At 68.3% G+C, this 23286-nt stretch carries 25 protein-coding genes, 1 tRNA gene and 1 other RNA gene; 11 read left to right on the plus strand and 16 right to left on the minus strand.

Features of this window, described 5'->3' with window-relative positions:
- Positions 1–46 precede the first annotated feature (46 nt).
- The 4 genes from ACZYVJ_RS12945 to ACZYVJ_RS12960 form a co-directional block, all read right to left on the minus strand.
- Entirely contained in the window at positions 47–472 is a 426-nt protein-coding gene (locus tag ACZYVJ_RS12945) for a hypothetical protein (protein WP_463832974.1), read from the minus strand.
- A gap of 187 nt (positions 473–659) precedes the next feature.
- Positions 660–1811 carry a DUF4185 domain-containing protein gene (locus ACZYVJ_RS12950; protein ID WP_463831351.1) on the minus strand — a complete coding sequence of 384 codons (1152 nt, stop codon included), beginning with the start codon at positions 1809–1811 and terminating at the stop codon, positions 660–662.
- 7 nt (positions 1812–1818) lie between these two features.
- A complete protein-coding gene (locus tag ACZYVJ_RS12955; RefSeq protein WP_463831352.1) occupies positions 1819–2853 on the minus strand; it encodes an aspartate-semialdehyde dehydrogenase in 1035 nt (344 codons plus the stop codon).
- Positions 2854–4119: an aspartate kinase gene (locus tag ACZYVJ_RS12960; RefSeq protein WP_463831353.1), complete on the minus strand. Its 1266-nt coding sequence runs from the start codon at positions 4117–4119 to the stop codon at positions 2854–2856. It lies immediately after the preceding gene.
- Positions 4120–4412: 293 nt separating this feature from the next.
- Between ACZYVJ_RS12960 and leuA the strand changes: the two genes are divergently transcribed.
- Positions 4413–6212, plus strand: coding sequence for a 2-isopropylmalate synthase (gene leuA / locus ACZYVJ_RS12965; protein ID WP_463831354.1), 1800 nt, complete (start codon positions 4413–4415; stop codon positions 6210–6212).
- 55 nt (positions 6213–6267) lie between these two features.
- On the opposite strand, the gene ACZYVJ_RS12970 is transcribed toward leuA, so the two are convergent.
- The 3 genes from ACZYVJ_RS12970 to ACZYVJ_RS12980 form a co-directional block, all read right to left on the minus strand.
- Positions 6268–6756, minus strand: coding sequence for a hypothetical protein (locus tag ACZYVJ_RS12970; RefSeq protein WP_463831355.1), 489 nt, complete (start codon positions 6754–6756; stop codon positions 6268–6270).
- Complete coding sequence (locus tag ACZYVJ_RS12975) at positions 6753–7319, minus strand: hypothetical protein (protein WP_463831356.1); 567 nt, start codon at positions 7317–7319, stop codon at positions 6753–6755. The genes ACZYVJ_RS12970 and ACZYVJ_RS12975 overlap by 4 nt, the downstream gene beginning before the upstream one ends.
- A 108-nt stretch (positions 7320–7427) precedes the next feature.
- Positions 7428–7583: a DUF6131 family protein gene (locus ACZYVJ_RS12980; RefSeq protein WP_221045688.1), complete on the minus strand. Its 156-nt coding sequence runs from the start codon at positions 7581–7583 to the stop codon at positions 7428–7430.
- A 115-nt stretch (positions 7584–7698) separates the two neighbouring features.
- Here ACZYVJ_RS12980 and ACZYVJ_RS12985 point away from each other — a divergent pair, with 115 nt between their 5' ends.
- Entirely contained in the window at positions 7699–8370 is a 672-nt protein-coding gene (locus tag ACZYVJ_RS12985) for a response regulator transcription factor (protein WP_463831357.1), read from the plus strand.
- A 27-nt stretch (positions 8371–8397) separates the two neighbouring features.
- Here the strand turns inward: ACZYVJ_RS12985 and ACZYVJ_RS12990 are convergent, their stop codons facing one another.
- Entirely contained in the window at positions 8398–9390 is a 993-nt protein-coding gene (locus tag ACZYVJ_RS12990; protein WP_463831358.1) for a DEDDh family exonuclease, read from the minus strand.
- Positions 9391–9547: 157 nt separating this feature from the next.
- Here ACZYVJ_RS12990 and ACZYVJ_RS12995 point away from each other — a divergent pair, with 157 nt between their 5' ends.
- The 3 genes from ACZYVJ_RS12995 to ACZYVJ_RS13005 are packed head-to-tail and all read left to right on the plus strand — an operon-like array spanning position 9548 to position 11920.
- Entirely contained in the window at positions 9548–10777 is a 1230-nt protein-coding gene (locus tag ACZYVJ_RS12995; RefSeq protein ID WP_463831359.1) for a MurT ligase domain-containing protein, read from the plus strand.
- A 4-nt stretch (positions 10778–10781) separates the two neighbouring features.
- Positions 10782–11477 carry a type 1 glutamine amidotransferase gene (locus tag ACZYVJ_RS13000; protein WP_463832975.1) on the plus strand — a complete coding sequence of 232 codons (696 nt, stop codon included), beginning with the start codon at positions 10782–10784 and terminating at the stop codon, positions 11475–11477.
- A gap of 2 nt (positions 11478–11479) precedes the next feature.
- Positions 11480–11920, plus strand: coding sequence for a hypothetical protein (locus tag ACZYVJ_RS13005; protein ID WP_463831360.1), 441 nt, complete (start codon positions 11480–11482; stop codon positions 11918–11920).
- A 6-nt stretch (positions 11921–11926) separates the two neighbouring features.
- Here ACZYVJ_RS13005 and recR read toward each other — a convergent pair whose 3' ends face one another.
- On the minus strand, positions 11927–12538 hold the full coding sequence (recR, locus tag ACZYVJ_RS13010) for a recombination mediator RecR (protein ID WP_008263246.1): 612 nt from the start codon (positions 12536–12538) through the stop codon (positions 11927–11929).
- Between the two features lie 14 nt (positions 12539–12552).
- On the minus strand, positions 12553–12897 hold the full coding sequence (locus ACZYVJ_RS13015) for a YbaB/EbfC family nucleoid-associated protein (RefSeq protein ID WP_463831361.1): 345 nt from the start codon (positions 12895–12897) through the stop codon (positions 12553–12555).
- A 98-nt stretch (positions 12898–12995) separates the two neighbouring features.
- Between ACZYVJ_RS13015 and ACZYVJ_RS13020 the strand changes: the two genes are divergently transcribed.
- Positions 12996–13757: an Rv3717 family N-acetylmuramoyl-L-alanine amidase gene (locus ACZYVJ_RS13020; RefSeq protein WP_463831362.1), complete on the plus strand. Its 762-nt coding sequence runs from the start codon at positions 12996–12998 to the stop codon at positions 13755–13757.
- A 1-nt stretch (position 13758) separates the two neighbouring features.
- Here ACZYVJ_RS13020 and ACZYVJ_RS13025 read toward each other — a convergent pair whose 3' ends face one another.
- Positions 13759–14196, minus strand: coding sequence for an SRPBCC family protein (locus ACZYVJ_RS13025; protein WP_463831363.1), 438 nt, complete (start codon positions 14194–14196; stop codon positions 13759–13761).
- Positions 14197–14278: 82 nt separating this feature from the next.
- Between ACZYVJ_RS13025 and ACZYVJ_RS13030 the strand changes: the two genes are divergently transcribed.
- Together ACZYVJ_RS13030 and ACZYVJ_RS13035 are read left to right on the plus strand one after the other, a co-directional pair.
- Positions 14279–15670, plus strand: a complete 1392-nt coding sequence (locus tag ACZYVJ_RS13030; protein WP_463831364.1) for an FAD-binding oxidoreductase — start codon at positions 14279–14281, stop codon at positions 15668–15670.
- Positions 15667–16977 (plus strand): class I SAM-dependent methyltransferase, encoded by a 1311-nt coding sequence (locus tag ACZYVJ_RS13035; protein WP_463831365.1) that lies wholly within the window; start codon positions 15667–15669, stop codon positions 16975–16977. Before ACZYVJ_RS13030 ends, ACZYVJ_RS13035 begins: the two co-directional genes overlap by 4 nt.
- Before the next feature lie 4 nt (positions 16978–16981).
- Here ACZYVJ_RS13035 and ACZYVJ_RS13040 read toward each other — a convergent pair whose 3' ends face one another.
- The 3 genes from ACZYVJ_RS13040 to ffs all read right to left on the minus strand — a co-directional run bounded on the left by ACZYVJ_RS13040 (position 16982) and on the right by ffs (position 20389).
- Positions 16982–18865 (minus strand): DNA polymerase III subunits gamma/tau, encoded by a 1884-nt coding sequence (locus tag ACZYVJ_RS13040; RefSeq protein ID WP_463831366.1) that lies wholly within the window; start codon positions 18863–18865, stop codon positions 16982–16984.
- A 49-nt stretch (positions 18866–18914) separates the two neighbouring features.
- Positions 18915–20207 (minus strand): aspartate aminotransferase type Ic, encoded by a 1293-nt coding sequence (locus ACZYVJ_RS13045; protein WP_463832976.1) that lies wholly within the window; start codon positions 20205–20207, stop codon positions 18915–18917.
- Between the two features lie 85 nt (positions 20208–20292).
- Positions 20293–20389: signal recognition particle sRNA small type (ffs, locus tag ACZYVJ_RS13050), an RNA gene on the minus strand.
- A 76-nt stretch (positions 20390–20465) separates the two neighbouring features.
- On the opposite strand from ffs, the gene ACZYVJ_RS13055 reads away from it, so the two are divergent.
- Together ACZYVJ_RS13055 and ACZYVJ_RS13060 are read left to right on the plus strand one after the other, a co-directional pair.
- A tRNA-Ser gene (locus ACZYVJ_RS13055) sits at positions 20466–20554 on the plus strand.
- An 89-nt stretch (positions 20555–20643) separates the two neighbouring features.
- Positions 20644–21483, plus strand: a complete 840-nt coding sequence (locus ACZYVJ_RS13060) for a hypothetical protein (RefSeq protein WP_463831367.1) — start codon at positions 20644–20646, stop codon at positions 21481–21483.
- Here ACZYVJ_RS13060 and ACZYVJ_RS13065 read toward each other — a convergent pair whose 3' ends face one another.
- Both ACZYVJ_RS13065 and ACZYVJ_RS13070 read right to left on the minus strand, forming a co-directional pair.
- Positions 21484–22224, minus strand: coding sequence for an enoyl-CoA hydratase/isomerase family protein (locus ACZYVJ_RS13065; RefSeq protein WP_463831368.1), 741 nt, complete (start codon positions 22222–22224; stop codon positions 21484–21486).
- 13 nt (positions 22225–22237) lie between these two features.
- A complete protein-coding gene (locus tag ACZYVJ_RS13070) occupies positions 22238–22618 on the minus strand; it encodes a hypothetical protein (RefSeq protein ID WP_463831369.1) in 381 nt (126 codons plus the stop codon).
- A 175-nt stretch (positions 22619–22793) separates the two neighbouring features.
- Between ACZYVJ_RS13070 and ACZYVJ_RS13075 the strand changes: the two genes are divergently transcribed.
- Positions 22794–23252 carry a lipoprotein LpqH gene (locus ACZYVJ_RS13075; RefSeq protein ID WP_463832977.1) on the plus strand — a complete coding sequence of 153 codons (459 nt, stop codon included), beginning with the start codon at positions 22794–22796 and terminating at the stop codon, positions 23250–23252.
- Positions 23253–23286: the final 34 nt, after the last annotated feature.

The following is a 23286-nucleotide window of genomic DNA, read 5'->3' on the forward strand; positions in this document are numbered from 1 at the left end:
GCCCGGCGCTCGCGAGGAACGCCGGGCCACTGGTGACAACGGTTTTTCAGTTGGTCATCACGATGACGCTCGGGACCTGACCCGTCGCGGCCGCGGAGTGGAAGACCGACGGCGGGAGCTGACCCGGGGCCATGCCGCTGGGACGCACGCCCGACGTCGACGGAGGAGCGGTGGTGGCTCCCGGACCGTTCTGTCCGCCCTGTCCACCCTGACCGCCCGGTGCGCCCGGGCCGCCGAAGTTGCCGGGGCCGCCAGGACCGCGGTGGTGAACCATCGCGTGGTGGTGCTTGTGGTGGTGGCCGTGATGGCCGCCGCGGTGGCCGAGGATGAAGCCGGTGAAGAAGATGACCGCGACGATGAACACGATCCCGGCGACGATGGCGACCCACGCGGCGAGTTGGAAGACCCGCGGGGCCCGGTAGGCCGCCGCCGCTTCGGCGGCGACCGGTGCAGTTGCGGTGGAGTGCCGCACAGTGGGGGTTTCAGATGTTTCACTCATGAGACAAATGATGAAGCCGTTAACAGTAGTGGCGGCTATGCGCTACTTATGTAGCAGCTGTGAACTAAAGCCCCCACTCAGCGGGCGAAAAGGCCGCTCTGACAGCGCCGTGGCGCACCCACTCTCAGGACCGCCTGAGCGTGCCCCGGACGCTGGGTCGCTACTCGGGCCGCAGCGGGTTCACGGCGAACTGGATCACCCGGTACGGCGCGGCCACCCGCGCGCGAGTGTCCCACTGGCTCACGAAGATTCGCAGCTCATCGAGCGTGGAACCGGGCGAGATGTAGCCGCCGTACGGTTGCGCGAGCCGGTTGTCGTAGGGCGGCGGCAGGCTCTCCGCTGGATCCGGCCACTCGTCGTGCTGCACCACCGTGGTGACCGGCGCGTCGCCCAGGCCCGTCGGGTCGTCGGCCACCCGAACCTCCATGTTGCCCGTGACGGCGTTGAAATAGGACAGCACCGTCTTGCCGTCGATCTGCCGAATGCACAACTCGCCCACCGCGTCCGGCCACAGCGGCGTCGGCGGCTTGCCCCAGCCGCCTCCGGCGCCGGCCGCCCAGCCCTGCCACCGCGACCGGTCGGTGAACGTCTGCGGGGTGGCCCGATACAGCAGCACGGGGTCCCTGCGGGTGAAACTGTCGGCGACGATGTACACCCACCCGCTGGGTGAGTCCGGGGTGGGGATCGGGTCGTAAAAGCCGCTGATCTGCGTCTGCGAGCCGCCCTGGTATGACGCGGGCCGTTTGGATCCCGGGATCGTCTGCCAGCCCGCGCGCGCAGGCTCGGCGGTCACCAGGCGTGAGGTCTGCGGCTCGAGGTTCTTGGTCGTCGTCACCATCAGGTAGTTGCGCCGGTTGATCTGCACCACGCCGGCCGGCAGCTGCGAGACACCCGGCGGGGCGGCGTCGGCGAGCAGCGGATTGCTGATGCCGGTGACCCCGGTGTAGCGCACCCCGCCGGGGTCGTCGACGGACGAGGTGTCGACGCGCAACGCGACCGGCGCGTACCAACCGCCGAAGCCGACGCCCTGGCCGGCGAAGCTGTCGCCGCACACCTGAAGCAACTCGGCGGGGAACTCGACGAACTCACACAGGTCGGTCGCGCCGATGCCGTAGTCCCCGGTCGGCGTGCCGGTGCCCGCCGTGGGCCCGATTCGCAACACCTGACCGGGCGCCAGTGGCTGCAGTACGGGCTCGGGGGTCGGCGCCGCCGGATCGGCGCGCGCGACGCTGGAAAACCATTGCGGCACAACCAAACACATCGCGGCGAACAGTGAGCACCGCGCGGCCAGGCGAGTGTGGGTGGTGTTCACCCGCTTGTCACAGCTGGGCGGCCAGCAGCTCGGCGATCTGGATGGTGTTCAGCGCAGCCCCCTTGCGCAGGTTGTCACCGGAGACGAACAGGGCCAGCCCGCGGCCGTCGGGCACCCCGGGATCGCGCCGAATCCGGCCGACCAGGGATTCGTCGACGCCGGCGGCCGCCAGCGGGGTCGGCACGTCGACCAGCTTGACGCCGGGTGCCCCGTCGAGCAGTTCGCGGGCCCGCTCGGGCGACAGCGGCCGGGCGAATTCGGCGTTGATCGACAGCGAGTGCCCGGTGAACACCGGCACCCGCACGCAGGTGCCGCTCACGGCCAGGTCGGGGATGCCCAGGATCTTGCGGCTCTCGTGGCGCAGCTTCTGGTCCTCGTCGGTCTCACCCGAGTCGTCGTCCACCAGGGAGCCGGCCAGCGGCACCACGTTGAAGGCGATCGGCGCCACGTAGGTCTTGGGCGCCGGGAACTGCACCGCTCGGCCGTCCTGCACCAGCTGCTCGGCGGCGTCGATGACCGCGCGGGCCTGCGTGGCCAGCTCCTCGACCCCGGCGATCCCGCTGCCGGAGACCGCCTGATAGCTGGAGACCACCAGGCGTTGCAGCCCGGCCTCTTCGTGCAGCACCTTGAGCACCGGCATCGCGGCCATGGTCGTGCAGTTCGGGTTGGCGATGATGCCCTTCGGCCGGTTGGCCCCGTCGCGGGCGAAGTTCACCTCGGACACCACCAACGGCACGTCCGGGTCCTTGCGCCAGGCCGACGAGTTGTCGATCACCGTCACCCCGGCTGCAGCGAACCGCGGCGCCTGCACCAGCGACATCGTCTTGCCGGCGGAGAACAACGCGATGTCCAGGCCGCTCGGGTCGGCCGTCGCGGCGTCTTCGACCTCGATCTCCTGGCCGCGGAATTCCAGCTTGCGGCCCTGCGAGCGTGGCGACGCGAAGAACCGCACCGACGTGGCGGGAAAGTCCCGCTCGTCGAGCAACTTGCGCATCACCTGGCCGACCTGGCCGGTGGCGCCCACCACTCCGATGGCAACCATTTATCTACCCGTCCCCGCATACACCGTGGCCGACTCCGCACCGCCGAGCCCGAACGCCTCGTGCAACGCCACGACGGCCTTATCTAGTTCGGTGTCGCGGCACAACACCGAGATGCGGATCTCGGAGGTGGAGATGAGCTCGATGTTGACGCCCACCTCGGCCAGGGCCTCACAGAAGGTGGCGGTGACCCCGGGGTGGCTGCGCATGCCCGCCCCGATCAGCGACACCTTGCCGATGTGGTCGTCATAGAGCAGCTGGCTGAACCCGATCTCGTCCTTGAGCGCGTCCAGCTTGGCCACCGCGGTGGGCCCGCTGTCGCGCGAGCAGGTGAAGGTGATGTCGGTCTTGCCGTCCTCGATCTTGGACACGTTCTGCAGCACCATGTCGATGTTCACGTCGGCGTCCGCGAGCGCCCGGAAGACGCGGGCGGCGTATCCGGGAATGTCGGGAATGCCGACGACGGTCACCTTGGCCTCGCTGCGGTCGTGCGCGACTCCGGTCAGGATGGGGTCTTCCATGGCTATGTCCTTGATTGATCCGACGACGACGGTGCCTGGGTTCTCCGAATACGAGGATCGGACATGCACCGGAATGCCATAGCGGCGTGCATATTCCACGCAGCGCAGCATCAAAACCTTGGCGCCGCAAGCCGCCATCTCGAGCATTTCCTCGAAGGTGACCGTGTCCAGCTTGCGGGCGTTGTGCACGATCCTCGGGTCGGCGCTGAAGATGCCGTCAACGTCGGTGTAGATCTCACAGACGTCGGCGCGCAGTGCTGCGGCCAGGGCCACCGCCGTGGTGTCCGAGCCGCCGCGGCCCAGCGTGGTCACGTCCCGGGTGTCCTGGCTGACGCCCTGGAATCCGGCCACCAGCACGATGCGCCCCTCGTCGAGCGCGGTCTGCAGCCGGCCCGGGGTGACTTCGATGATCTTGGCGTTGCCGTGCGTGCCGGTGGTGATCACCCCGGCCTGGGATCCGGTGAACGAGCGGGCCTGCGCACCCAGCGATTCGATCGCCATCGCGACCAACGCATTGGAGATGCGCTCACCGGCGGTGAGCAGCATGTCGAGTTCGCGCGGCGGCGGCGCCGGGCACACCTGTTGGGCCAGATCCATCAGGTCATCGGTGGTGTCGCCCATCGCGGAGACGACGACTACTACATCGTTCCCCTGCTTCTTGGTAGCGACGATGCGCTCGGCCACCCGCCGGATCCGATCGGCGTTCGCCACTGAGGATCCGCCGTACTTCTGCACGACGAGCGCCACGTTTTTCCTGCCTCTCCGGCCCTGCGCACTTCAATTTCGGGTATAAGTCCACAACAGAATACGTGCCGCCGCATGGTGATTTACGTCCCGATACCTGGTTCCCCGGCCTGCGCATTCGCTACCGTCCCAGCGGCATTTTTACCAAGGCGCTAAAAGCGGTAAAGTGCAGGACGTGCAGCGGGTGCTCCTCCTCGGACGCCGCGACGGGGTCTGATCCAGACCGGCTTCCCGTCGCGGGTGTTCGCGATGCGCCGGTCTGAAGTTCCCCTTCTGATACCCCCGGAGCAATCACCGTGACTTCCAACCCCGACGCATTCAGCTCGACACGAACCATCGTCCAGCCGGCGGGCCCCCCGGGCCCCGGGCAGGCCGCGTGGAACCCGCAGCGCAGCTCGTCGATGCCGGTCAACCGGTACCGGCCCTTCGCCGAAGAGGTCGAGGCCATCCGGCTGCCCGACCGCACCTGGCCCGACCGCATCATCGCTCATGCGCCCTTGTGGTGCGCGGTCGATCTGCGCGACGGCAACCAGGCTCTGATCGACCCCATGACCCCGGCACGCAAGCGCCGCATGTTCGATCTGCTGGTTCGCATGGGCTACAAGGAAATCGAGGTCGGATTCCCGTCGGCCAGCCAAACCGACTACGACTTCGTCCGCGAGATCATCACCGACGGCGCCATTCCCGACGACGTCACCATCCAGGTGCTGACCCAGTGCAGGCCCGAGCTGATCGAGCGCACCTTCGAGGCGTGCCACGGCGCGCCGCAGGCCATCGTGCACTTCTACAACTCGACGTCAATCCTGCAGCGCCGCGTGGTTTTCCGCGCGGACCGCGCCGCGGTGCGAGCCATCGCGACCGAGGGCGCGCGTAAGTGCGTGGCGGAGGCCGCCAAGCACCCGGGCACCCGGTGGCGCTTCGAGTATTCGCCGGAGTCCTACACCGGCACGGAGCTGGAGTACGCCAAAGAGGTGTGCGACGCCGTGGGCGAGATCATCCGACCGACGCCGGACAACCCGATCATCTTCAACCTGCCCGCGACGGTGGAGATGGCGACCCCTAACGTTTACGCCGACTCGATCGAGTGGATGAGCCGCAACCTGGCCAACCGGGAGTCGGTCATCCTGAGCCTGCACCCGCACAACGACCGCGGAACCGCCGTGGCAGCAGCGGAATTGGGCTACCAGGCCGGTGCCGACCGCATCGAGGGCTGCCTGTTCGGCAACGGCGAGCGCACCGGCAACGTCTGCCTGGTGACGCTGGGGCTGAACCTGTTCTCCCGCGGCGTGGACCCGCAGATCGACTTCTCCAACATCGACGAGATCCGCCGCACGGTCGAGTACTGCAACCAGCTGCCGGTGCACGAGCGTCACCCCTACGGCGGGGACCTGGTCTACACCGCGTTCTCCGGCAGCCACCAGGACGCCATCAACAAGGGCCTGGACCAGATGAAGATCGACGCGGACGCCGCGGACACCGACGTCGAGGACATGCTCTGGCAGGTGCCGTATCTGCCGATCGACCCCAAGGACGTCGGGCGCACCTATGAGGCGGTGATCCGGGTCAACTCGCAGTCCGGCAAGGGCGGGGTGGCCTACATCATGAAGGCCGACCACGGCCTGGCCCTGCCGCGACGGCTGCAGATCGAGTTCTCCCAGGTGGTGCAGAAGATCAGCGAAGGGGAAGGCGGCGAGGTCAGTCCCAAGGAGATGTGGGACGCCTTCTCCGAGGAATACCTGGCCCCGGTGTCGCCGCTGGAGCGGATCAAGCAGCGCGTCGACGCGTCCGAGGAAGACAGCGGCGTCACCCGCATCACCGCGACCGTCAAACTCAACGGGGCGGAGACCGAGGTCAGCGGGGAGGGCAACGGCCCCCTGGCCGCGTTCGTTCACGCGCTGGGCGGCGTCGGTTTTGACGTGGCCGTCCTGGACTACTCCGAGCACGCCATGAGCGCCGGGGACGACGCGCAGGCCGCGGCCTACGTGGAGGCGTCGGTGGACGGCCGCACGGTGTGGGGGGTTGGCATCGCGCCGTCGATCACCACCGCGTCGCTGCGCGCGGTCGTGTCAGCGGTCAACCGCGCCGCTCGCGGCTGACGCCGTGCCCGGCGGAGGGTCTTCGCCGGCACGGGTGTGGGCTGCCGCCGTAGCGCTACACCGCAAGCAAGCGCTCGAAGAAGTCGCGGTAGTGCATCAAAGCCAGGCGGAGGTCTTCGGTGGACGCCTGCTCGCCCCGCGCCCACTGCTCCTCGAGGCGCGAGCGCGCGTGGGCGAAACCGTTCGTTAGCCGGTCAACCAGATCGGAGACCAAAACATCGGCCTTCTGTACGCAATCCTTCGGGTCGTCGACGAAGGCGGCCTGCACACCAGCCCACCGCGCGCGCAAGTCCGCCAGGTCGTTATCGGCGAAAAGCAGCTGCTCCGTTGATGATTCGTCCGCTGCGCGGCCTGTCGAGCGATCCGCGGTTGCGGCCTGCGTTTGGTCCGCTGAATCGTCGACGGCCGAGGGCGCACTCACGGGCGCCGACGCTTCGACCGGCGCTGGTGGTGCGGGGTGATCATCCACCTGCCCGGTGGTTTCCGCGACCGCGGGCTGAGACTCGTCGTAGGTATCATTCAACGGACGATCTTGCGTGGTCATGCGCTTGCCTCCTGTGACGCATCGTCGTTTGTTGTTGTTTCGAGCAACTTTTCGAACAGCGCTCGATAGTGCACGAACGCCTCCCGCTGCTCTTCGGTGTTGACATCGCCTCGCAAATGGATGCCGTGCGCTGCGCGGTAGTTGTCGACAATCCCTGGATGATCCACCGAGATGTCGGCTGCCCGCCGCTCGAAATCATCGACGGGATAACCGCGTTCACGCATCACCTCGGTCACCAGCCGATCGGCGACACCGACGGCGGTTGCCGGATTATCGACGAACCCGGTCTGCACCTGCTGCCAACGGGCGCTGAAGTCCGACAGCGCCGATGGCGTCAACGGAACAATGTCGAGCTTGTTCCGTTCGCGTTCCCGGGTGGTCAATTCCTGCTCCGCCACCTTGGGATCTCCGGCCTGCGAAACCAAGCGCTCGTACTCGCGGCCATAGTGCTGTTGCAGCCGGGCTGTTCTCCGGCGACTGCTCACCACTTTCGCCGCGATGGCGAGTACTGCCACCACAATCACGATGGAGACCGCAATCAAAATCCACTCCCAGGTGGGCATTTCGTGCTCCTCTCGTACTCATGTCGAATAACCCGGGCGCCGGCGCCGCAAACGTTTGCTTGTGAGGTGCGCCCAGCCCGAGATCGGGCGCGTCTCGATTGCCGGCGTTCAGAAGTAGTGCCGGCGGCCCCCGACGGCGCGTCCGGTGGATCCGAGGATCGCCAGGATCACGCCGACGATGACGAGGATGATGCCGATGGTCCACAGCACCGCGATCTTGAGCAGAAATCCTGCGATCAGCGCGATGATGCCCAGAATGATCATGATTGGCCTCCCTTTTGCGATTGACGACTGGCTAACTCGTTGCGCCAGCGATGAATCCAGTCGATCACCCCAAAGGGGGGTAGCAATACACCCCTAGGGAGGTAATCTCGCCGACATGCCGTCACCGTCTCCCCGCGCGCCGATCACGGTTGCGCTCGTCGATGACTACGACGTCGTCGTGAAGGGCGTGGCCAACATGCTTGACCCGTACCGCGATCGTGTCGTGATCGCCGAACTCGACTCCACCATGCCCGTCGCTGATCCCGTCGATATCGCCCTGTACGACTCGTTTGCCCAACCCGAATCCGACCACGAGGAGATAGGGGTTTTGGTTGCCAATCCTCGGGCACGCCGAGTCGTGGTCTACACGTGGAACTTTCACCCCGACCTCGTCGAGAGCGCCCGGCGCCACGGGGCACAGGGATACCTATCGAAGACCCTGCCCGCGCGCGAACTGGTCGCCGCGCTGGAGGCCGTGCATTCCGGCGAGGTGATCGTCAGCGACATAACCGGCCGGGCACGTAGTGCGCCCGGGCTCGACTGGCCCGGCCGCGGCGAAGGGCTCAGCGACCGCGAGGCCGAGATCCTGGCGCTGATCACCCAGGGCAAGAGCAACGCGGATGTGGCGCGGCTGACCTACCTGAGCCCGAATACCGTGAAGTCATACATCCGCAACATCTACCGCAAGCTCGGCGTCGGAAGCCGCACGCAGGCCGTGCTGTGGGGCGTGCAGCACGGGTTCACCCCCGACCACCACCGCATCGAACACTGGCGCGGAGGACCCTGATCTAGTGCTGCCGGCACAGCCGCCCGGTCAGAACAGCGCCAGTTGCTGGTCCAGCGTGCTGGCGTCGGTGAATTCGTCCATGCTGGTGCCGCCGATGACGGCGCCCACGCAGTCCATGAACTGCGCGTCGGAGATCACCGGCACCCCCAGCTGCCGGGCGAGGTAGCCCTTGCCCTGCTCGGCGGCGGGATCGTTGCAGACCACCAGCGAGGTCTCCCGGTCGACGGCGTCGGTGTAGGCCAGCCCGGCGTGCAGGATGCGCTCCACGAGTTCCTCGTGGGTGCGGACGACTTCGGCGGCCAGCGCCACCCGCATGCCCTGCACCAGCGGCCGGCCGCCGACGTAGGGGCCCGGGTTGAGGTACGGGCAGGGCATTCGGGACGCCAGCACCTTGAGCGGTCGCAGTTCGTCGTGCGTGACCCGGCCGTTCGGCCAGCGGCGCCGGGTCACCGGATGTATCGGCAGCCAGACGTCGCCCGCGCGGGCCAGCTTGAGCGCCGACGCCAGCACGCCGGTCAGCACCATCGCGTCGTCAAAGGCGTCGTGCGGCCGCTCCTGGGTGACGCCCCAGTGCGCGGCGAGCGTCTCCAACCGCAGGTTCTCGACGCCGAGGTCCAGCCGCCGGGCCAACTCGACGGTGCACATGACGCTGTCGACGGGCAGTTCGGTCTCGGCCAGTTCGGCTTCGGCGGCCAGAAACGCGTAGTCGAACGCCACGTTGTGGGCCACCAGGGTGCGGCCGCGCAGCACCTCGGCCACGTCGCCGACGATGTCGGCGAACTGGGGCTGGTCTTCCAGCATCGCGGCGGTCAGGCCGTGCACGTGGGTGGGACCGGGGTCCACGCCAGGGTTGAGCAGGCTCACCACCGAGTGTTCGACGTTGCCGTCGGCGTCCAGGCCGAGCGCCGCAACGCTGATGATCCGCGCCTGACCCGGCCGGAAACCCGAGGTCTCGACATCGACGACGGCCCAGCCGGCGTCCGGCTCGCTGGCCGGCCGACCCCAGCACACCCCGCTCATGCACTGAGGATGGCACGGCCGACCGACATCACCTGGCCGCTAGACGCCGTGTCGGGCGGCAATTCAATGCGGCCGACCCGCCGCGCCCGGCGCCGGCGCCGCGCATGCGATCGCCCGGGAATTCGATGCGGCCGCGACACACCTTTAAACTTCCCGGGTGGTCACCACCCGCGCCCGTCTGGCCCTCGCCGCAGGAGCGAGCGCGCGCTGGGCGTCGCGGGTGACCGGACGAGGGGCCGGGGCGATGATCGGCGGCCTGATCGCGATGACGCTGGACCGTTCGGTCCTGAGGCAACTCGCCACCGGCCGGCGCACCGTCATCGTCACCGGCACCAACGGCAAATCCACCACCACCCGGATGACCTCGGCCGCGCTGGCGACGCTGGGCGGGGTGGCCACCAACGCCGAGGGCGCCAATATGGACGCCGGCCTGGTCGCCGCGCTGGCCGGCAACCGCGATGCGCCGCTGGCGGCCCTGGAAGTCGACGAAATGCACGTCCCGCACGTTTCCGACGCCGCCGAACCCAGCGTCGTCGTGCTGCTCAACCTGTCGCGCGACCAGCTGGACCGGGTCGGCGAGATCAACGTCATCGAACGGACCCTGCGCGCCGGCCTGTCCCGGCATCCCAACGCGGTCGTCGTGGCCAACTGCGACGACGTGCTGATGACGTCGGCCGCCTACGACAGCCCGAACGTGGTGTGGGTGGCCGCGGGCGGTTCGTGGTCGAACGACTCGGTCAGCTGCCCGCGCAGCGGCGAGATCATCGTCCGCGACCGGGGTCACTGGTATTCCACGGGCGCGGACTTCAAGCGGCCCAGCCCGCAATGGTGGTTCGACGACGACGCCCTCTACGGGCCCGACGGCCTGGCCCTGCCGATGCGGCTGGCGCTGCCAGGCGCGGTCAACCGGGGCAACGCCGCGCAGGCCGTCGCGGCCGCCGTCGCACTCGGCGCCGATCCCGGCAAAGCGGTGGCGGCCGTCTCGGCGGTCGACGAGGTCGCGGGGCGTTACCGGACCGTCCGCGTCGGCACCCACGAGGTGCGCATGCTGCTGGCGAAGAACCCGGCCGGCTGGCAGGAGGCGCTGTCGATGGTGGACAAGCATGCGGCCGGGGTGGTCATCTCGGTCAACGGCCAGGTGCCCGACGGGGAGGACCTGTCGTGGCTGTGGGACGTGCGGTTCGAGCACTTCGAGGAGACCGAAGTTGTGGCCGCCGGCGAGCGCGGGACCGACCTGGCGGTGCGGCTGGAGTATGCGGGCGTCGAGCACACCCTGGTGCACGACACCGTCGCGGCGATCGCGTCGTGCCCGCCCGGGCGGGTCGAGGTCGTCGCCAACTACACCGCGTTCCTTCAGTTGCAACGAGCGTTGGCGCGCCATGGCTGACTCGGTGGTGCGGATCGGGCTGGTGCTGCCCGACGTGATGGGGACCTACGGCGACGGCGGCAACGCCCTGGTGCTGCGGCAGCGACTCCGGCTGCGCGGCATCGCCGCCGAGATCGTCGAGATCACGCTGGCCGACCCGGTGCCGGAGTCGTTGGACCTCTACACGCTGGGCGGGGCCGAGGACTACGCGCAACGGCTTGCCACCCGGCACCTGATCAAGTACCCGGGCCTGCAGCGCGCCGCCGGGCGGGGCGCGCCGGTGCTGGCGATCTGCGCGGCCGTGCAGGTGCTCGGGCACTGGTATGAGACGTCGGCGGGGGAACGCGTCGACGGCGTGGGCATGCTGGATGCGACGACGTCACCGCAAGAGGCGCGCACCATCGGCGAGCTGACCACCAAGCCGCTGCTGGCAGGCCTGACCGAGCGTCTCACCGGCTTCGAGAACCACCGCGGCGGCACTGTGCTGGGACCGGCGGCGTCGCCGCTGGGCGCGGTGGTCAAGGGCGCGGGCAACCGGGGCGGCGACGGCTTCGACGGCGTGGTTCAGGGCAGCGTGATCGCGACCTACATGCACGGCCCATGCCTGGCCCGCAACCCGCAACTGGCCGACCTGCTGCTGGGCACGGTGGTCGGCGAGCTTGCGCCGCTGCCGATGCCGGAGGTGGACCTGCTGCGCCGCGAACGGCTGGCGGTGCGCTAGGCATGCGGGCCGAGATGGCGAAGATCAGCCCGAGACTGGCTGCCGGCGCTGCACTGCTCAGCGCGGCTGCATTCATCGCGTCGTCGCCACCGGCGAACGCCAAACCGGAAGTCCTGAACGGCCGGTACAACGTGCTCTACGCGGGCAACGACAAACCAACCGCCTGGCTTTTCGTTCCGTGCGGATCGGACTGCACCCGAGCGACTTCGCAAGATGGCGGGACGTTCGTCATCAGCTGGGACTTCTACTTCGCCGATGGACGATGGACGCACAGCGGCACGTCCCAGGTGCCATGCCCCAACGGCGCATCGGCCCCGGCGACCGTGAATTACAGCTTCGATGCGGTCTCGCTTGCCGGCGAAGGGCAGACGACGACGTCCGACGCGTGTGGCGGAGAGCCGGGCACGACCTTTACCAGGTCGTTCCAATTGAGCAAGGCGTGAGGAACGTCAGACCATTGCCCGGCGCCCGGCGAGCGCCCGGCCGAGCGTCAGTTCGTCGGCGAACTCCAGGTCACCGCCCATCGGCAGCCCCGACGCGATCCGCGTCACGGTCAGGCCGGGGATATCGCGCAGCATCCGCACCAGGTAGGTGGCCGTGGCCTCGCCCTCGGTGTTCGGGTCGGTGGCGATGATCACCTCGGTGATGTCGACATCGTCAACCCGCTCCCCGATCCGGCTCAGCAGCTCGCGGATCCGCAGCTGATCGGGCCCCACCCCGGACAGCGGGTCGAGCGCACCGCCCAGCACGTGATAGCGGCCGCGGAATTCCCGGGTGCGTTCGACGGCCTGGACGTCCTTGGGCTCCTCGACGACGCACACCTGCGAGCCGTCCCGGCGGGGATCCGCGCAGATCCGGCACCGCTCGTTGTCGGAGACGTTGCCGCACACCGCACAGAACCGCACCCCGTCGCGGACCTTCGCCAGCACCGCGGTCAACCGGTCGATATCCGGCGGTTCCACCGACAACAGGTGGAAGGCGATGCGCTGGGCGCTCTTGGGCCCGATGCCCGGCAGCTTGCCGAGCTCGTCGATCAAATCCTGGACGGGTCCTTCGAACATGTCGGTCGCGGAGCCTAAAGCCCCTGCGCCGGCGCGGGCGGTTGCCCCGGCGGCGGGCCGAAGCCGCCGGCCAGCGATCCCAGCCGCTCCTGGGCCATCCGGGTGACCTGCTTGGACGCGTCACCCATGGCGCCGACGATCAGGTCCTGCAGGGTTTCGATGTCCGACGGGTCGACGACAGAGGGATCGATCTTCACCGCGACCACCTCGCCGCTGCCCTTCACGACGACGCTGACCAAGCCCCCACCGGCCTGACCATGCACCTCAGCGTTCGCCAGTTGTTGCTGCGCCTCCATGAGCTTCTGCTGCATCTGCTGCGCCTGGGCCAGCAGCGCCGACATATCGCCTCCGGGTTGCATGACAATCCCCTCGCATCTTGGTCTCGAGTTGGTTTCGCTCGTGAGTCTCCGGCGATTCGAAACCCCCAGCGTAGACCGCCCGGCGTTAGCTTTGCGCCGTGGACCTACGACTGAGCAGACGTGTCGGGATCAGATTGGCGGTTGGTGTGCTCGTCGCCTCTTCGACGGCGATCATGCCGACCGCAACGGCCGTCCCCTCCAACATCGCCGGCATGGTGGTCTTCATCGATCCGGGTCATAACGGCTCCAATGACGGCTCCATCAACCGTCAGGTGCCCACCGGTCGCGGCGGCACCAAGGACTGCCAGACCAGCGGAACCGCGACCACCACCGGCTACCAGGAACACACCTTCACCTGGGACACCGCGCTGCGGGTGCGCGCCGAGTTGAGCGCCCTGGGGGTGCGGACCGCGCTGTCCCGCGCCAACGACAACGGCCTGGGGCCGTGCGTCGACGAACGCGCGAACGCGGCCAACGCGCTGCACCCCAACGCGGTCCTGTCCATCCACGCCGACGGCGGCCCGCCGTCCGGCCGGGGATTCCACGTCAACTACTCGGCCCCGCCGCTCAACCAGGTGCAGGCCGGCCCGTCGGTGCAATACGCGCGGATCATGCGCGACCAGATGCAGGGCTCCGGGATCCCGCCGGCAAACTACATCGGCCAGAACGGCCTGTACGGCCGCTCGGACCTGACCGGCCTGAACCTGGCGCAGTACCCGTCGATCCTGGTCGAGTGCGGCAACATGAAGAACCCCGCCGATTCGGCGCTGATGGAGTCGGCCGAGGGCCGGCAGAAATACGCCGACGCACTGGTCCGCGGGGTCGCGGGCTTTCTCGCCTCGCAGGGCCAGGCGCGCTAGCTCAGCTCTCCAGCTCCGTCTTCAGGTTGGCCAGCACCTCGCCCTGAATCCGCTTGAGCCCCAACGGCGCAAAGGTCTTCTCGAAGAAGCCCTTCACACCGCCGGCGCCGGTCCAGGTGGTCTTGACGGTGACGCTGGAGCCGGGTCCGGCGGGAGCGACCGTCCAGTTGATCACCATGGACGAGTTCGCGTCCTTCTCGATGACGGTGTGCCCGGCGACGTCGACGTCGACCTGCACGTCGCGCACTCGTGATTTGGTGGCCTGCAGCTTCCACTTGGCGACCGTGCCCGGCCCCTGCCCACCCTGCAGCACCTGGTACTCGCTGTACTGCGGGGAGAGAATTTTCGGACGGACGGTCTGATAGTCGGCGACGGCGGCAAGGGCTGCCGCAGGCTCCGCGTTGATCAAGATGGTGCTTTCTGCGCTCACCTGTCCCAAGGCGACCCCTCCTCATGAAGATTTTTCCCGGTGCCGCGCCTTTCGACGGGTGCACGGGCTGTTGTCGAAGACTAGGGTATATGTGGTGCCAGTCCTTGGATCTGCACTCTCGGCCCACAGGTCCGGCGTTGACCGGATGCTGGCGAGTTATCGATCCATCCCGGCAACGTCCGCCGTCCGGCTGGCCAAGCCGACCTCAAATCTGTTCCGCGCCCGCACCAAACGCGACGCACCCGGTCTGGATACGTCCGGGCTGACCGGCATCCTGAGCGTGGATCCCGAAACCCGCACCGCCGACGTGGCGGGCATGTGCACGTATGCGGACCTGGTCGCAGCGACGCTGCCGTATGGGCTTTCGCCGCTGGTCGTCCCCCAGCTGAAGACCATCACCCTGGGCGGTGCGGTCAGCGGACTGGGCATCGAGTCGGCGTCGTTCCGCAACGGCCTGCCGCACGAATCGGTGCTGGAAATGGACATCCTCACCGGCGCTGGCGATTTGCTCACCACTTCGCGTACCCGGCATCCCGACCTGTTCCGCGCCTTCCCGAATTCCTATGGGACGCTTGGGTATTCGACAAGGCTTAGGATCGAGCTGGAATCCGTTGCGCCGTTCGTCGCGCTGCGGCACGTCCGATTCCGCTCGCTGCCCGAGCTGATCGCGGCCATGGAACGCATCATCGACACCGGCGGGCAGGGCGGGACACCGGTCGACTATCTCGACGGTGTCGTCTTCAGCGCCGACGAAAGCTACCTGTGCGTGGGCCGGCGGACCACCACACCCGGCCCGGTCAGCGATTACACCGGCCGCGACATCTACTACCAGTCCATCCAGCACGACGGCCCGGGCGTGGAAGCCACCAAGGATGACCGGCTGACCATGAACGACTATTTCTGGCGCTGGGACACCGACTGGTTCTGGTGCTCACGCGCATTCGGCGTGCAGAACCCGCGGTTGCGGCGCTGGTGGCCACGCCGCTACCGGCGCAGCAGCGTCTATTCGAAGCTGATCTCCATGGACCGCCGCTTCGGCCTGTCCGACCGGATCGAGACACGCAGGGGCCGGCCGCCGCGCGAGCGGGTGGTGCAGGACATCGAGGTGCCCGTCGAACGGACCTGCGACTTCCTGGAGTGGTTCCTGGACAGCGTGCCCATCACGCCAATCTGGTTGTGCCCGGTGCGTCTACGTGACCACTACGGCTGGCCGCTGTACCCGATGCGGCCGGATCACACCTACGTCAACGTCGGCTTCTGGTCGTCGGTGCCGGCCGGCGCCACCGAGGGCGCCACCAACCGGATGATCGAGGCCAAGGTGGACGAGCTCGACGGCCACAAGTCGCTGTATTCGGACTCGTTCTACTCCCGCGAGGACTTCGACGAGTTGTACGGCGGCGAGGCCTACAACACCGTCAAGAAGACCTATGACCCCGACTCTCGTTTACTCGACCTCTACGCGAAGGCGGTGCAACGGCGATGACGACGACAAAAGAACCCGACCGCTCACCGACCCGCAAACTGAGCATGGCCGAGATCCTGGAGGTCTTCGCCGCGACTGGACGGCATCCGCTGAAGTTCACCGCCTACGACGGCAGCACGGCCGGAAGCGAAGACGCCGAACTGGGTCTGGATCTGCGGACCCCCCGCGGAGCCACCTACCTGGCCACCGCGCCCGGTGAACTCGGCCTGGCACGCGCCTACGTGTCGGGCGACCTGCAGGCGTACGGCGTGCATCCGGGTGATCCGTACCGACTGCTCAAGACGCTGACCGATCGGGTCGAATTCAAGCGGCCACCGGCGCGGGTGCTGGCCAATGTCGTCCGTTCGATGGGCTTCGAGCGGTTGTTGCCGGTGCCACCACCACCGCAGGAAACCCGGCCCCGGTGGCGCCGGGTCGCCGACGGGCTGATGCACACCAAGACCCGCGACGCCGAGGCCATCCATCACCACTACGACGTCTCCAACACCTTCTACGAACTGGTATTGGGCCCGTCGATGACCTACACCTGCGCGGTGTATCCCGACGACGAGGCCACGCTGGAAGATGCGCAGCAGAACAAGTACCGGCTGATCTTCGAAAAGCTGCGGCTACAGCCGGGCGACCGGTTGCTCGACGTCGGCTGCGGCTGGGGCGGCATGGTGCGCTACGCCGCGCGCCGCGGCGTCCGGGCGATCGGCGCCACCCTGTCGGCCGAGCAGGCGAAGTGGGCGCAGCGGGCGATCGCCGACGAGGGGCTGGCGGAGCTGGCCGAGGTGCGGCATTCCGACTACCGGGACGTGGCCGAGGTACAGTTCGACGCCGTCTCCTCAATCGGGTTGACCGAGCACATCGGCGTCAAGAATTACCCGGCCTACTTCGCGTTCTTGAAGTCGAAGCTGCGCACCGGCGGTCTGCTGCTCAACCACTGCATCACCCGTCACGACAACATCTCGACCTCGTTCGCCGGCGGGTTCACCGACCGCTACGTTTTCCCGGACGGCGAGCTGACCGGCTCGGGCCGCATCATCTGCGCGGCCCAGGATGCGGGCTTCGAGGTGCTGCACACGGAGAACTTCCGCCATCACTACGCGATGACGCTGCGCGACTGGTGCCACAACCTGGTCGAGCATTGGGATGTGGCGGTCGCCGAGGTCGGCCTGCCGACCGCCAAGGTGTGGGGCCTGTACATGGCGGCGTCCCGGGTGGCGTTCGAGCAGAACAACCTTCAGCTCCATCACGTGCTGGCAGCCAACACCGAAACGCGGGGCGATGACGACCTGCCGCTGCGGCCGTGGTGGACGGCCTGACCCGCTAGCCGTTGTCGATGCGGCGGGCGCCCAGCTCGCTCTGCAGCAGTTCTAGCGCGACCTCTTCGGGGTCGCGGCGCGGCGCCGACGGCTCGTCGCGGACGGCCTCGGCGAGCATGTGTTCCTCCTCGTCGCGGCGCGCGGTATCCACATCGGGCTCGGGCTCGGCGACTTTCGCCGCCGCCGGGCCGGCTCCCCCGCCGGCGGGCGCGGGTGGCGCGGCCGACGCAGGCGCGCCGGCCTCACAGCGCACCCGCCAGTTGACGCCCAAGGCGTCTTTGAGCGCTTCGGCGATGACGTCGGCGTTGCGCTGTTCACAGAGCCGCTTGGCCAGCGGCGCCGATTCATGGCTCAGCACCAACGTGTTGCCCTCGATGGCCCGCACGGTCGCCCCGGCCAGCATCACCTCGGTGGTGCGGCTGCGCTGACGTACCTTTTCGCGCACCGTCGGCCACATGCTGCGCACCGCGGCGGTGTTGAGTTCACCTGGCGCAGAAGCTGATTCGGCCGCCGGCGCCGCAGCAGCAGCGGTGGGTTCCGGCTCGGGCGCCGCGGCCGGAGGCGGTTCGGTGACAGGGGCCGCCTGGGGCTCAGGCGTCGGTTCGGGTTTCGGTTCTGGCTTGGCGGCGGCCGCCGCGGACGGCCGGGTGAACCGGACGGGCGGCTCGGGTTCGGCCGACGCCGGCGCGCTGCGCGGCACCGTGGTGGCGGGGGCTGCGGAGTCGGGGATGGACATGTCCAGCCGGGTCTCGATCCGCTCGACGCGTTGCAGCAGCGCCGCTTCGCTGTCGCTGGCCGAGGGCAGCAGCAGTCGCGCACACACGACCTCGAGCAACAGCCGCGGCGCCGTCGCACCGCGCATCTCCCCCAGACCCGCCTGCACCACCTCGGCGTAGCGGGTCAGGGTCGCCGGCCCGATCCGGGTCGCTTGCTCACGCATCCGCTCCAGCACGTCCTCCGGCGCGTCCACCACGCCGCGGCCGGCCGCGTCCGGAACCGCCTGCAGCAGGATCAGGTCGCGGAACCGCTCGAGCAGATCGGTGGCGAAGCGCCGTGGATCATGCCCGGCATCGATCACCGACTCCACCGCACCGAACAGCGCCGCGGCATCGGCGGCGGCGAGGGCGTCCACGGCGTCGTCGATCAGCGCCAAGTCGGTGGCCCCCAGCAGGCCCAGCGCCCGCTGATAGGTCACGTGCGCGCCCTCGGCGCCTGCCACCAGCTGATCCAGCACCGACAGGGTGTCGCGGGGCGACCCGCCGCCGGCGCGGATCACCAGCGGGTAGACGGCGTCGTCGACGGCGACGCCCTCCTGCTCGCAGATCCGTCCGATCAACGACCGCATGGTCTTCGGCGGCAACAACCGGAACGGGTAGTGATGGGTGCGCGACCGGATCGTCGGCAGTACCTTCTCCGGTTCGGTGGTCGCGAAGATGAAGATGAGGTGTTCGGGGGGTTCCTCGACGATCTTGAGCAGCGCGTTGAACCCCGCCGTGGTCACCATGTGCGCCTCGTCGACGATGAAAACCCGGTAGCGCGACTGGGCCGGCGCGTAGAACGCACGGTCGCGCAGCTCGCGAGTGTCGTCCACGCCGCCGTGGCTGGCCGCGTCGAGCTCGACCACGTCGATGCTGCCGGGCGCGTTGGGCGCCAGCGCCTGGCACGAGTCACAGACCCCGCACGGGGTGGCCGTCGGACCCTGAACGCAGTTCAGCGAGCGGGCCAGGATGCGCGCCGACGAGGTCTTCCCGCAGCCGCGCGGACCCGAGAACAGATACGCGTGGTTGATCCGTCCGGCTTCCAGGGCGATCGAGAGCGGTTCGGTGACGTGCTCCTGCCCCACCACTTCGGCGAAGGTTGCCGGACGGTACTTGCGGTAGAGGGCCACGGTCAGCAGGCTACCGGCGCGCGCCGACGATGCGGACCCGGCAGGGTCGTCAGCTCACACTCGACGGCGACGACGCCAGCAGCGATTCGGATGCCGCCAGCAGCGCGCAGGTGGCCAGGCCGTCGACGGCGTCGCGCAGGTCCGGCAGCGACGGGAAGGTCGGCGCGATCCGGATGTTGGTGTCCCTCGGATCTTTCCGATACGGGAACGACGCACCCGCCTCGGTCACCGCGATACCGGCGTCCTTGGCCAGCGCGACGGTCCGCTTCGCGGTGCCCGGCAGGACGTCGAGGCTGATGAAGTAGCCGCCCTTGGGGTCGGTCCACGACGCGATCTTGGAGTCGCTGAGCCGCTGATCGAGGATCTCGGCGGCCAGCGCGAACTTCGGCGCAAGGATCTGCTGGTGCCGCAGCATGTGCAGCCGCACCCCGTCGGCGTCGCGGAAGAAGCGCAGGTGCCGCAGCTGGTTGACCTTGTCGGGTCCGATCGACTTCTTCCCGGCGTATTGCAGATACCAGGCGATGTTGCCCAGCGATCCCCCCAGGAAGCTCACGCCGGCGCCGGCGAAGGTGATCTTCGAGGTGGACGCGAACACGTAGGGCCGATGCGGATTGCCGGCAGCGGAGGCCAGCCCGAGCACGTCGACCTGCCGGATGAAGTCATGCGTCAGGGTGTGCACCGCGTACGCGTTGTCCCAGAACAGCCGGAAGTCGGGCGCCGCGGTCCGCATCTGAACGAGCCGCAGGACATTGTCCCAGGAGTAGGTGACCCCGGTGGGGTTGCCGAACACCGGCACCGTCCACATGCCCTTGATGGCCGGGTCGGCGGCGACCAGCTCTTCGATCAGGTCGACGTCCGGCCCGTCGGACAGCATCGGGACGGGGATCATCTCGATGCCCATCGTCTCGGTGATGGCGAAATGCCGGTCGTAGCCGGGGGCCGGGCACAAGAATTTGACGTTCGGTTCGTCCTTCCACGGCCGCTGCGAGTCCACGCCGCCGTACAACATCGAGAAGGCGACCAGGTCGTGCATCAGCTCCAGGCTGGAGTTGTTGCCCGCGATCAGGTTCTGCACCGGGATGCCGAGCAGCTCCCCGAAGATGGCCCGCAGCTCGGGCAGACCGTGCAGGCCGCCGTAGTTGCGGGTGTCGGTGCCCTCGCTGTCGCGGTAGTCGTCGCCGGGCAGGCTCAGCAGCTGGTTGGACAGGTCGAGCTGGGCGGGGGCGGGTTTGCCGCGGGTCAGGTCCAGTGCGAGCTTCTTGGCCTGCAGTTCGGCGTAATCCTGCTGGTGACGAGCGTGTGCACCGGCAAGTTCTTCCGGGCTGAGGGACTCCAACGACACCATGGACCCTTTCGCTGTCGAAGGCGGGAAACCAGTGGCGATCGCAAGCGCGGCGGAGCCGGGCGAAGCGGGTCGCCACTCATGGAGATAGGGGACCCCGCGCACCCGACAGAGCCCATTGACCCTTGCTGCCTTCCGGCCCTGGGGGAGTTCACAGGATAGACGCCGCGCGGGGTCCAGCGATGAGTCTAATACCTGCCCCGGAGTCGACGACGAGCAACTGGCGGGGGCCATCGGGGCCTCGGTTACCATGGCCACGGAGGATTCGCCTAGTGGCCTATGGCGCTCGCCTGGAACGCGGGTTGGGTTAACAGCCCTCGCGGGTTCAAATCCCGCATCCTCCGCCATCGGTCCGCCGAGCGGACACGTACGAATTGATATGGATTCGGGTCGGCCGCCTTTAGGCTGGCGTGAAATCACCAGCACAAGGAGGGGTATGGGGCGCAAGGTCGCCATCCCGTGGCACGCGTCATTTTCGATCGCTGCCGGCTTCCTCTACTTCTTCTTCGTGCTGCCCCGCTGGCCCGAGCTGATGGGCGACACCGCGCATACGTTGGGGACGGCGCTGCGCATCGTGACGGGTGCGCTCGTCGCGCTCGCGGCGCTGCCCGTGGTGTTCACCCTGCTGCGCACCCGCAAGCCCGAGTTGGGGACGCCGCAGCTGGCCCTGTCCATCAGGATCTGGTCGATCGTTGCCCACGTGCTGGCCGCAGTGTTGATCATCGGTACGGCGATCAGCGAGATCTGGCTGAGCCTGGACACCGCAGGACGGTGGTTGTTCGGGATCTACGGGGCTGCCGCCTCAATCGCGTTGCTCGGCATTTTCGCCTTCTACCTGTCCTTCGTCGCCGAGCTACCCCCGCCGCCGCCCAAACCGATCAAGGCGAAGAAGCCCAAGGAGCGTCGCGTGCGGCGCAAGAAGGGCGGCGAGGCCGAAGCCGACGAAACGGCAAAAGCGGAAGAGGCCGAAGCCGCCGAGGCTGGCGAGGACGAGGCGGAGACCGCCGAGGCAGAAGAGACCGAGGAGGCCGAGCAGACCGAGCCCGCCCCCGGCGAAGTCACTGCCGAAACCGCGGAAAAGGACGCCACGCCGGAGCCAACGACTAAGGCCGCGCCCGCCGAGGACACCGAGGACACCGAGGAAGCCGGCGACGAGGGCGACGATCCGAAGGCCAAGTTGCGCAACCGGCGCCCCACCGGCAAGGGATCGCACCGGATGCGCCGCAGGCGCACTCGCGCCGGTGTGGCCTTGGACGAAAACACCGACGAGGACTAGTCAGCGGCGCCGCAGCCGCTCCACGTACGCGGCGATGCGACGCAGCGTCTCGTCGGTGCCCCACATCCGGCGCACCTCGTCATCGACACCGCGGGCCTCGTGGATGCGTGCCATCGTCGGGGCGTGCAACTGGGTCTTCGTCTGCCGGTAGGCGTCGGCCGGGATGCTGCCCAGGTCCGACGCCTCCGCCACCGCCACCTCCATGAGCTCGTCGGTGACGACGCGGTGGGCCAGTCCGCGGGCCACGGCCTCCGCGCCGCGATGGTTGCGCCCGCCCAGCAGCACCTCGTCGGCGTGCATCCCGCAGGCGTAGCGCATGACTTCCAGCGCGGCGACCGGGAACGGTACCCCGACGCGCACCTCGGCCGCGCCGATCTGCGCCTCGGGGCTGATCAAGCGGCGGTCGCAGGCGCACGCGAGCACGCAGCCGCCCGCGATGGCGGCGCCGTTGATCGCGGCGACGGTTGGCCCCGGGTAGCTGAACACCGCCTCGAACGCCGCGGACAGCGCGGGAACCAGCCGATCGGTGTAGCCGGTGCCGCCCTGCACTACGCGGTTAAGGTCGACGCCGGCGCTGAAGGCGCGGCCGGCACCGGTGACAACCAGCGCGCCGGCGCCCGAACGTGCCAGGTCGCGCACCGCCGAAGCCAGCTCTTCGAGCAACTCGACATCCTGCGCGTTGACCGCACCCGACGCCAGGGTCAGCACCTGCACGGTTCCCACAGGACTGATGTCGATCATGATCTTCCTCCGCTCAGCGACGCGCCACCGCGAGGACCACGGGGATGTCCGTGTTCTCGTCGGTGTGATAACTCGCGCAGACGCGGTGGTACCCGTCGGCGATCTGTAACGGAACCCCGGCCATGAAGTCGCCGCGCACCAGCAGGATGGGCGACAGCGGCAGGCCCTTCTCGATCTTGGTCAGGTCCGCCGCGACGTGGGGGTTGTCCGCCGGCAGCAGGCTCAGCTGCGCGGCCCGCAGGATGTCTTTGGCCTTTCTGTGCGTCACGGTCCCGGACTTCAGCTTTTTCACCACCTTCTTCACGGTCTGCCCGTCCGCAAGCATGGTGAGATAGTCCGCTGCCGCCGGAAAGTCATGGGCCTCAGGCTTTTCCAGCCATTTCACACTGAGCATCGTGTTCCTCCCTGTGCGGGCTCGACATCGACGCAGCCTACCGGCTCGGCCCCGAGAAATTTGGGATCGGTAGCAACCGGGGCGGTCTGTACTTGCGCCAGGACGACGCCATCGGGGCGGCGCACGAAGGAAGGAACCACAAGTGAAACGACTTCTCGCAGCTGCGATTGGGACCCTGGGCTGCGCCGCGGCGTCAGTGGCCCTGGTGGGATGCTCGGGCGGCGGCCACACGGCCGCACCGGCGTCGAGCACCACCCCCAGCGCCTCCACGGGCACCAACGCGCAGGTCAAGGTGGGCGGTACGGACCTGACCGGCGTGAACCCCGCGTCGGTCACCTGTGTGCGGACCGGCGGCAAGATCAACATCGGCAGCGGCTCCACCGGCGGCGCCCAACAGGCCCTGGCCGTCGTGATGACCGACGAAGCCACCCCGAAGGTCCAGTCGCTGGCCCTCGTTGTCGACGGCAACGCCCTGGCGGTCAGCGACAACATGGGCGCGAAGGTGGGTTCGGCCAACGTCGCGGTCGATGGCAAGACCTACACCATCACCGGTCAGGCACAGGGTGCCGACATGAAGAACCCGATGGCGGGAATGATCACCAAGGACTTCAACATCAAGGTGTCCTGCGGCTGATCGGTTGCGACCCTCGAGCGGCGGACGTGCCTCA

The organism is Mycobacterium sp. IDUB_3 (genome assembly GCF_055419585.1).